General features: G+C 65.9%; 10 protein-coding genes. 2 read left to right on the top strand and 8 right to left on the bottom strand.

The window, feature by feature from the left end:
- Positions 1–45: 45 nt before the first annotated feature.
- Positions 46–909, top strand: a complete 864-nt coding sequence (gene motA / locus QZ546_RS11040) for a flagellar motor stator protein MotA (RefSeq protein ID WP_294237187.1) — start codon at positions 46–48, stop codon at positions 907–909.
- Positions 910–912: 3 nt separating this feature from the next.
- Entirely contained in the window at positions 913–1,803 is an 891-nt protein-coding gene (locus QZ546_RS11045; protein WP_294237189.1) for a flagellar motor protein MotB, read from the top strand.
- Between the two features lie 37 nt (positions 1,804–1,840).
- Here QZ546_RS11045 and QZ546_RS11050 read toward each other — a convergent pair whose 3' ends face one another.
- The 8 genes from QZ546_RS11050 to QZ546_RS11085 all read right to left on the bottom strand — a co-directional run bounded on the left by QZ546_RS11050 (position 1,841) and on the right by QZ546_RS11085 (position 8,421).
- Positions 1,841–2,455, bottom strand: a complete 615-nt coding sequence (locus tag QZ546_RS11050) for a glutathione S-transferase (protein WP_294237192.1) — start codon at positions 2,453–2,455, stop codon at positions 1,841–1,843.
- A 178-nt stretch (positions 2,456–2,633) separates the two neighbouring features.
- Complete coding sequence (locus QZ546_RS11055; protein WP_294237195.1) at positions 2,634–3,131, bottom strand: MucR family transcriptional regulator; 498 nt, start codon at positions 3,129–3,131, stop codon at positions 2,634–2,636.
- A 574-nt stretch (positions 3,132–3,705) separates the two neighbouring features.
- Positions 3,706–4,074 carry a hypothetical protein gene (locus tag QZ546_RS11060; RefSeq protein WP_294237197.1) on the bottom strand — a complete coding sequence of 123 codons (369 nt, stop codon included), beginning with the start codon at positions 4,072–4,074 and terminating at the stop codon, positions 3,706–3,708.
- 66 nt (positions 4,075–4,140) lie between these two features.
- Positions 4,141–5,625 (bottom strand): RNA polymerase factor sigma-54, encoded by a 1,485-nt coding sequence (gene rpoN, locus QZ546_RS11065; RefSeq protein ID WP_294237200.1) that lies wholly within the window; start codon positions 5,623–5,625, stop codon positions 4,141–4,143.
- Positions 5,626–5,715: 90 nt separating this feature from the next.
- Positions 5,716–6,516, bottom strand: a complete 801-nt coding sequence (lptB, locus tag QZ546_RS11070) for an LPS export ABC transporter ATP-binding protein (protein ID WP_294237206.1) — start codon at positions 6,514–6,516, stop codon at positions 5,716–5,718.
- A 73-nt stretch (positions 6,517–6,589) separates the two neighbouring features.
- Positions 6,590–7,132: an LptA/OstA family protein gene (locus QZ546_RS11075; RefSeq protein WP_294237209.1), complete on the bottom strand. Its 543-nt coding sequence runs from the start codon at positions 7,130–7,132 to the stop codon at positions 6,590–6,592.
- 18 nt (positions 7,133–7,150) lie between these two features.
- Positions 7,151–7,777, bottom strand: a complete 627-nt coding sequence (gene lptC / locus QZ546_RS11080) for an LPS export ABC transporter periplasmic protein LptC (protein WP_294237212.1) — start codon at positions 7,775–7,777, stop codon at positions 7,151–7,153.
- A gap of 23 nt (positions 7,778–7,800) precedes the next feature.
- Positions 7,801–8,421, bottom strand: a complete 621-nt coding sequence (locus QZ546_RS11085) for a ribonuclease D (protein WP_294237215.1) — start codon at positions 8,419–8,421, stop codon at positions 7,801–7,803.
- Positions 8,422–8,812 lie beyond the last annotated feature (391 nt).

Here is an 8,812-nt window from a genome sequence, read left to right on the forward strand (position 1 = left end):
ATCTGACGGCCCTTGTGCCGCTCCCTGCTGGAGAATCGGTTCACCATGTTTCCTGCCATCGGCCTTGTCATCCTGCTCGGCATGGTCTTCGGCGGCTTCGCCATCACTGGCGGCCAGCTGGGACCCGTGTTCGAGGCGATTCCCCACGAGATGCTCATCATCGGCGGCGCGGCCGTCGGCGCGCTCGTCATCGGCAATAGCGGTGCCGAGCTGAAGGCGCTGGGCGGCGCCATGGGCAAGATCTTCAAGGGGCCCAAATACAAGAAGCAGGACTATCTGGACGTCATCTTCCTCGTCTCGAAGCTGATGAAGATGCTGCGCACCGAGGGGCCGATCGCGCTGGAGCCGCATGTCGAGGACCCGAAGTCCTCCTCGGTCTTCGCCGAATATCCGCGTCTCGTCGCCGACCATACGTTGGTCAACCTGATCGCCGACACGCTGCGCCTGGTCGTCGTGTCGTCGGGCACGCTCGACGTGCACGCGGTCGAGGAGGTCATGGACAACGCCATCAAGACCCACCACCACGAGGTCGAGGGACCGCAGGGCACGCTCCAGAGCCTCGCCGACTCGCTCCCCGCGCTCGGCATCGTCGCGGCCGTGCTCGGCATCGTGAAGACCATGGGTTCGATCGACAAGCCGCCGAGCGTGCTGGGCGGCATGATCGGCTCGGCGCTGGTCGGCACCTTCATGGGCGTGTTGCTCGCATACGGCATCGTGAACCCGTTCGCGGGCCGCCTGAAGCAGGTGATCGACGCCGACGCCGCCATCTATCACGTCGTCAAGCAGATCATCATCGCCTCGCTCCACGGCCATCCGCAGCCGCTGGTGATCGAAGCCGCGCGCTCGGGCATCAAGCACAAGGACCAGCCCGGCTTCGCCGAGGTGTTCGACGGCCTGCGGGGCAAGTAAGCCATGGCGCGCGCACCGCACGGCAAGAACGAGCCGCCCAAGATCATCATCGTCAAGAAGATCATCGCCGATGGTCATGGCGGGCATCATGGCGGCGCGTGGAAGGTCGCCTATGCCGACTTCGTGACCGCGATGATGGCGTTCTTCCTGCTGCTCTGGCTGCTGGGCGCCACCACCGAGAAACAGCGCAAGGGCATTGCCGATTACTTCGCGCCGACCCTGCTCGACACCCATTCCGCCGGGATCGGCGGCGGCGCGCTGAACGGCGGGCCGGGCGCGGGCCAGAAGATGTCCGGCACCAACGGCCTGATGCAGTTGATCGTCCCCAAGATATCGGACGATGGCGGCGACCGGGCCGGGACCGGCGACAAGGGATCGCTGCGCAATCCCAATGCCGAGGCTGTGGACCGCAAGAAATTCGCCGAGCTGCAAAAGGCGCTCGAGAAGAAGATGGACATGACGCCCGACCTGAAGCGTCTGGCCAAGCATATCCGCTTCATCCCGACCCAGGACGGCCTGCGCATCGACCTGGTCGACAATGCCGATTATTCGATGTTCGCCAGCGGTACGACCTCGCTCGAGCCCGAGGCATCGGCGCTGATCGGCACCATCGCCCAGTCGATCGCCGGCCTGCCCAACACGATCATGATCCGTGGTCATACCGACGGCGTCGGTTACGGCGATCCGCGCGCGATGAACAACTGGATGCTGTCGTCCAGCCGCGCCGAGTCGACTCGCCGTCGCCTGGCCGCCGGGGGCATCCCCGAGTCGCGTTTCGAGCGGATCGAAGGCGTCGCCGACCGCGAACCGATCATTGCCGACAATCCGTCGGACCCGCGCAACCGGCGCGTGGCGATCACCCTGCTCTATCGCAAGGGGCATTTCGGGCAGTAGGCGCGCGGCGCCGGCTGCCCGTGCGCCCGCCGGGCGATCAGGCGATCGGTGAGGCCTGGAACGCGGCCGTTGCTTCGGCCCGCTCGCTCAGCGCGGCCAGCGCGGGATGATCGGCGGCGGATAGCAGATCGGGCAGGACGAACTGGGTGAAGCGCCAGCTCACGGACGTCGTGACGTCGGCCTGCATGGCGCGCGGTCCGAATTGCCAGCCTGGCGTCGCGGCGAATTCGGTTTCCAACAGGGCATAAGCGGCCCGCAATTGTCCCTCGACCCGGTCGAGCCAGGGCTGGTGCTGTTTTTCGGCAGGCCGCAAATTGCGTTCATAGACGATCTGGACGCTCTTCTCGCAGGCGGCGAGGGCAAGCCCGATCAGGCGTTGCGACCGGACGAAATCCGGCCCGTCCTGCGGCGTGAGGCGCAGCGCGGGTGATGCCAGCCGATCCAGCGTGTCCAGGATCAGGGTCGAGTCCAGCAGGACGCTTCCGTCATCCATGACCAGCGTCGGCGCCTTCACCACCGGATTGATCGCCGCAAAGGCGTCGAAGTCGCGAAAGACGGAGAGCGGGACATGCGCGAACGGCAGGTCGAGCAGCCGCAGCGATATCGCCACCCGGCGAACATAGGGTGAGTCGAGCATTCCGATCAGGCGCATGGTGGTCCCCCGCTTTTTGCAGTCCGTCTGCGATAGCCGGTTTTCCTGGGCCATGTCCCATCGGTCAAGCGCCGCGCCCGTGCCGCCGATACGACAAGGCCCGCCCGACCTCGCGCACTCTGGGAGAGAGGCGGGGGGTCGGGCGGGCCTTGGTGCGATCAGTCGATCGCGGCGGCGCTTATTCGGCGTCGGCGGTCGCTTCGGCCTTGCGCTTGCGGCCCGGAGTAGCGGCAGCGCCGGCGGCGTTGCGCGGACCGGGCTTGCGGCCCAGGCCGATCTTCTTCGCCATCGCGCGACGGCTTTCCGAATAGCTTTCGGCGACCATCGGATAGTCGGGCTTCAGGCCATAGCGCTCGCGATATTCTTCCGGCGTCAGGCCATGGGTGGCCAGATGGCGGCGCAGCGTCTTGTACGGCTTGCCGTCGATCATCGACACGATATGATCCTTCGACGCCAGCGACTTGCGCACCGAGACGGCCGGAACATATTCGGTCGGCGCCTCGACGTCCGCGGCCTGCGGTGCAGAGCCCAGCAGCGAAGACACGGTCTCATGCATCTTGTGGAGGAAAGCCGGAACCTCTTCCGACGAGGTGCGGGTATTGGGATTGCCCAACCACGCAATGGTCAGTTCGGTTGCCAGTTCTACGGCATTCACATCGATAGGGTCGTCGGCCATGATACGCTCCTGTTATTTTGACCTTGACCTAACCGTCAATCGCGTGAGGTCAACCATTGAGTTGGGATCCTAATCAAAATCTATCAAAAAACGGATCCGATTTACTTGTCGCAACCTGTCGCAGAATTTCAGGAAGCGATCCGGAAACGGATGATCATCGCCGTGCGGCGACATTCGCGATCCGGCTAAGGTTTCAATACAGCACGGATATTGCGCTCGTCCGGGCGGATGATGACGGGTTCGTCACGCGCGATGCCGAACCAGGGGACGACGCCCCGGTCTACGATTGCAAAAAATGCAAGAAAAATTGATTAGGTTGCAGTTGTGCTAATCGTCGGATTCGGCCAGAAGGAACGGGCCTTTCAGGCATCCTCTCCTAAAAACTTTCATGGCTGGTCTTCGGACCGGCCTTTTTTTTGGCTTGCGTCGGGCGCGGATCGGCCTAGGCTGAAATGATCGCCGCGCACCAAATATAAAGACAAGCAGGAGTGGAAGCCGCCGGGAAGACCGGCACCCGCGCGTCGGTGCCGGGGGTTGAGCGACACTTCGCTCCCCCCGTAGTGCCCCCCACGCGTTATTTCCGCTCGGCGGGCGGATCGCGATGGATAAAATGATTCAGCGCCGACAGCGCCATTCCGGCCCAGGCTGCGGCCTCGGACGGGCCAGGCCTGGTGGAGTCGGTCACTTTCGGCGGCTCGACCGCGGGGTCGGGTGACGGACCTGGCGGCGGCGCGGGGGATGGCTCGCTGGTCCGACCGGCATCGCGCGCCAGGGCGGAGGCCGCAACGATCAGACCGGTGGCCAGCAACTGCCGCCCCGCCGGACTGCGCGCCTGATCCAGCAGGACCTGGCCGATCCGGTGCAAGGGGGAGGGGCCGGGCGCCGCGGCCTGTGCATCCTGCGCCGCCTTTTTCTGCTTTTTCTTCTGCTTCTTCTTGCCCATGGCCAGGCTCCCAATGTGTATTTGTAATATAATACACCTGAGGGCCGGTTCAACCCATGCGGTCGATCAGCCGTTCAAGGTGCGCGCGCGACGCCGCTGGACCGAGCTGCCGATCCCCATCGCCTCGCGATATTTGGCGACCGTACGCCTGGCGATGTCGAAGCCCTTGGCCTGGAGCAGCTCGACCAGCGTGTCGTCGGACAGGATCTTGGTGCCCTCATTGGCGATCAGCGCCTTGATCGCGCTCTTCACCGCCTCGGCCGATACGGCATCGCCGCCGTCGGCTGCCGCGATGCCGCTGGTGAAGAAGAATTTCAGCTCGAACAGCCCGCGCGCGCAGCTCAGATATTTGTTGCTCGTGACCCGGCTGACGGTCGATTCGTGCATCCCGATCGCCTCGGCGACTCGCGCCAGGGTCAGCGGTTTCAGATGCGCGATGCCGTGGAGGAAGAACGCGTCCTGCACCTTCACGATCTCGGTCGCGACGCGGATGATCGTGCGCTGGCGCTGGTCGAGGGCCTTCATCAGCCAGTTGGCGCTGGCCAGGCAATCGGCCAGCCACGCCTTGGACCCCTTGTCCTGGGGACCGAGGCGCAGCTCCTGATAATAACGGCGGTTGACCAGCACGCGGGGCAGGGTGGCGGTATTGAGCTCGATTCCCCAGCCCGCCTTGGTCCGCGTAACGAACAGGTCGGGGATGACGGCCTGGGCAGGCTCGCCGCCATAGCGACAGCCGGGCTTGGGATCATAGCCGCGCAGCTCGCGGATCATGTCGGCCATGTCCTCGTCATCCACGCCGCACAGGCGCTTCAGCCGGACCAGGTCGCCGCGCGCCAGCAGGTCGAGATTGGCGATCAGCTTGGCCATGCAGGGATCGTAGCGGTCGGCCTCTTTGGCCTGGAGCGCCAGGCATTCGGCCAGATCGCGGGCGCCGACGCCGGTGGGGTCGAGGCTCTGGACCACCGACAGCACCGACTCGACCCGGGCGATCGGGACGCCCAGCCGCTCGGCGATCTCGCCCAGCGGCACGGTCAGATAGCCCGCCTCGTCCAGCTGGTCGATGATGTGCGCCGCAACGGTCAGCTCGACGCCGGACAGGATCAAGGCGACCTGCTCGCCCAGATGCTCGGCCAGATTGGGCGCATCGCCGGGCAGCGAATCCCAGTCGGGGCCGTCTTCGCCGCCCAGGCCACCGCCGCTTCCCGTCCCGTTCAGCGACAGGCCGCCATCGGGCCCGGTGCCGCCATCGGCGACGCTGTCCTGCTGATGGCTCTCGGTCGCATAGTCCAGGTCGAGCCCGCGATCCTCCGCCGGGGCGGTGCCCGTCACCAGCTCGTCCGCGCCCGCCGGCGCCTCGCGCTCGGGCCGCTCCGGCGTCGCCACCTCGCGCACCGCCGTCGCGTCGAGCAGGGGGTTCTTCTCGACCTCTTCGGCGATGAACGCCTCGACCTCCAGATTGGACAGCGTCAGCAGCTTGATCGCCTGCTGAAGCTGCGGCGTCATGACCAGCGACTGCGACTGGCGGATGTCGAGACGCGGCGCGAGACTCATATTACCGCTGCCCGTCCGACGCCCCGTGCCCATCGCCCGGTAAGGGCGATGAAGCGGAACGGAGCGGATCGGGGCGCACTTCTCATCAGATCAGAGCGAAAAGCCCTCGCCCAGATAGAGGCGGCGGACATTGGCGTCGGCGACCAGTTCCTCCGGCGATCCGGTGAACAGCACGCGCCCGTCATAGATGATGTAGGCGCGGTCGACGATGTCCAGCGTCTCGCGGACATTATGGTCGGTGATGAGGACACCGATGTCGCGCCGCTTCAGGTCCTTCACCAGGTCGCGGATGTCGGCGATCGAGATCGGGTCGATGCCCGCGAACGGTTCGTCGAGCAGCATGATCGACGGGTCGGCGGCCAGCGCGCGGGCGATCTCTGCGCGGCGCCGCTCGCCGCCCGACAGGGCCATGGCGGGCGCGGCACGCAGGCGGGTCAGGCCGAATTCCTCCAGCAGCTTGTCCAGCTTGCGCGCGCGCTCGGCCGGGTCCGGCTCGGCCAGCTCCAGCACGGTCAGGATGTTCTTCTCGATCGACAGGCCCCGGAAGATCGAGGTTTCCTGCGGCAGATAGCCCAGGCCCAGGATCGCGCGGCGATACATGGGCAGGCCGGTGATATCCTCGCCGTCCAGCATGATGCGGCCCGAATCGGGCTTCACCAGACCCATGACCGAATAGAAGCAGGTCGTCTTGCCCGCGCCGTTCGGCCCCAGCAGCCCGATCACCTCGCCGCGCCCGACCGAGACCGACACGTCGGTCAGGACGGTGCGCTTGTCATAGCTTTTGGCAATCGAGACGACCTGCAGGCCGTTGGCGACCGGCGGCTCCGACACGGGCGCGGTGCGGTGGCCGGTGCGCTGACCGGCCTCGCGAATCGGGGTTTCCATGTCCATCGGCCCGTTCTTTCCTTACCTGATGGCCTTACATCACGGGACGTTAGCGCGCACTTACCGCCCGCGTCACGCCTCAGTTGCGATCGGGGACCGAGAAGGTGCCCGTGACCCGGCCCGACGGCGCGCGCGCGACCGCACCGCCATTCCCCGACGACGCCCCGCCCGCCACCGACGATCCGTCGATCACCGCGCGGCCGGTGTCGAGGTTGATGGTCAGGCGGCCGCCATTCACCGTGTTGCCGTCCTGGGTCAGGGTGACGTTGCCCAGCATCGTGATGACCCGGCGGTTGAGGTCGTAGATGCCGTAATTGGCGCGCGCGGTCTGGTTGGGCCGCTTCACGACGACATTGCCCGACGCCTCGAACCGCGAGACCTGCGGCTTTCCGCCGATCACCTGGCCGGTATAGATGATGACGACGCGCGCGGCGGTCAGCGTCATCTCCGCCTGGCGCAGCGAGACATTGCCGGACAGGACGCCGCGATTCTGCTTGTCCTGCAATTCGATGACGTCCGCGCCGAAATCGACGGGCGCACGGCTGTCATGCTTGCCCTGCGCGGTGGCGGACACTGCCAGGACGAGAAGGGCCGGAGCCGCAGCGGCGAGGAGCTTGTGCATGGGCGGCTATTTCGTGCTTTACGGCACGATGCGCAAGCGTGCGTTGCCTTCCAGCCGGACGGTGCGGTTTTCCAGGTCCGCCCGCATCCGGTTCGCGCTGAACGTCCCCTGCGGCACGCGGCCCGTCACCGCGCCGCCCGACACCATCGTCCGCTGCTGCAGGTCGATCGTCGCATTCTGGGTCTGGAGGTCGTATCCGCCCGCCGACTTGAAATCGAGCGGCCCGTCCAGCTTCACCTGTTCGGTGCGCATGTCGTAGCGGCCCGAATCGGCGCTGACCGTGGCGGGGCCGTCCGACAGCCGGATCGCGGCGGCCAGCTTGTTCAATTGCACCACCGGCTCGGCCGAGCTGCGCTGGATCGCGGAGCCTGCGTCGAGCACGAAGGGCTGCCCCTTGTCGTCGACGCCGCGATACTGCGCCGCCTGGATCTTCAGCCGCTCCTTGGCGACCTCGACCTTCTTCTTGTCGAGGACGAAGGACACCTCGCTCGACGAATAGATCGGCGCCATTACCAGGAACGCCGACAGCACGCCGATCGCGCTGGGCAGCATCCAGCGCGCCACCCGCACGAATCGGTCGTGGCGGCTGCCGGGCGCGGCCCAGCGCTGACGCTGGGTACGGGCGCGGTCGGCGATCTCGGACATGCAGGCTCCCTGGGCGGACCGAATCAGGCGTGGGCGAAGATATCGACCTCGGGCCAGCCGGCGAGGTCCAGCTCGGCGCGCGCCGGCAGGAAATCGAAACAGGCCTGCGCCAGTTCCATCCGGCCTTCACGCTCCAGCCGCTTGTCGAGCTCGACCTTCATGCGGTGCAGGTAGCGCACGTCGGACGCGGCATATTCGCGCTGCGCATCGGACAGGTCGGGCGCACCCCAGTCGGACGACTGCTGCGCCTTGGACAGCTCGACGCCGAGCAGTTCGCGGACCAGCTCCTTCAGGCCGTGGCGGTCGGTATAGGTCCGCACCAGCCGCGAGGCGATCTTGGTGCAATAGACGGGGGCGGCGACGACGCCCAGATAATGGCGGATCGCGGCGATGTCGAAGCGCCCGAAATGATAGAGCTTCAGCCGGGCCGGATCGGCGAGCAATGCCCGCAGGTTCGGCGCGGCATAGTCGCTTTCGGGCGAAAAGCGCACCAGATGCTCGTCCGGGCCGCCGTCCGAAAGCTGGACGACGCACAGCCGGTCGCGCGGCGTGATCAGGCCCATCGTCTCGGTATCGACGGCGATCGACGCGCCGGGCGCGAACAGATCGGCGGGAATGTCTTCTTCATGCAGATGAACGGTCATCCGCCTGCCCTAGCGGCCGGGGGGCGAAGCCTCAACCGGGATCGCGCGAAAGGGGGAGGGGTGATTCGCCGCTTTCCGCGAAAACTTGTGGAGTTTCGGCCACAATTCCGACGCAATCTGCTTCGTTCGCGGCAAAGCGAGAGCCGTTCGCACGATTTCGTTCGCGATGGCTGCGTATCTGCGTTATGACCCCCAATCAGGCGCAAAAGGTTTGGCGCCGAAAGACCCGCGCTCTTCGTCCGGCGCACGGTTCTTGAAGATAGCATTTGCGGGCGAACCGGGAAGACGAACAGGGCTTATGGGTTTCGATAGAGGTAGCCCTGTCTCTTATACACATCTCCGAGCCCACGAGACCGTACTAGATCTCGTATGCCGTCTTCTGCTTGAAAAA

This window comes from uncultured Sphingomonas sp. (assembly GCF_913062585.1).
Classification (GTDB): domain Bacteria; phylum Pseudomonadota; class Alphaproteobacteria; order Sphingomonadales; family Sphingomonadaceae; genus Sphingomonas.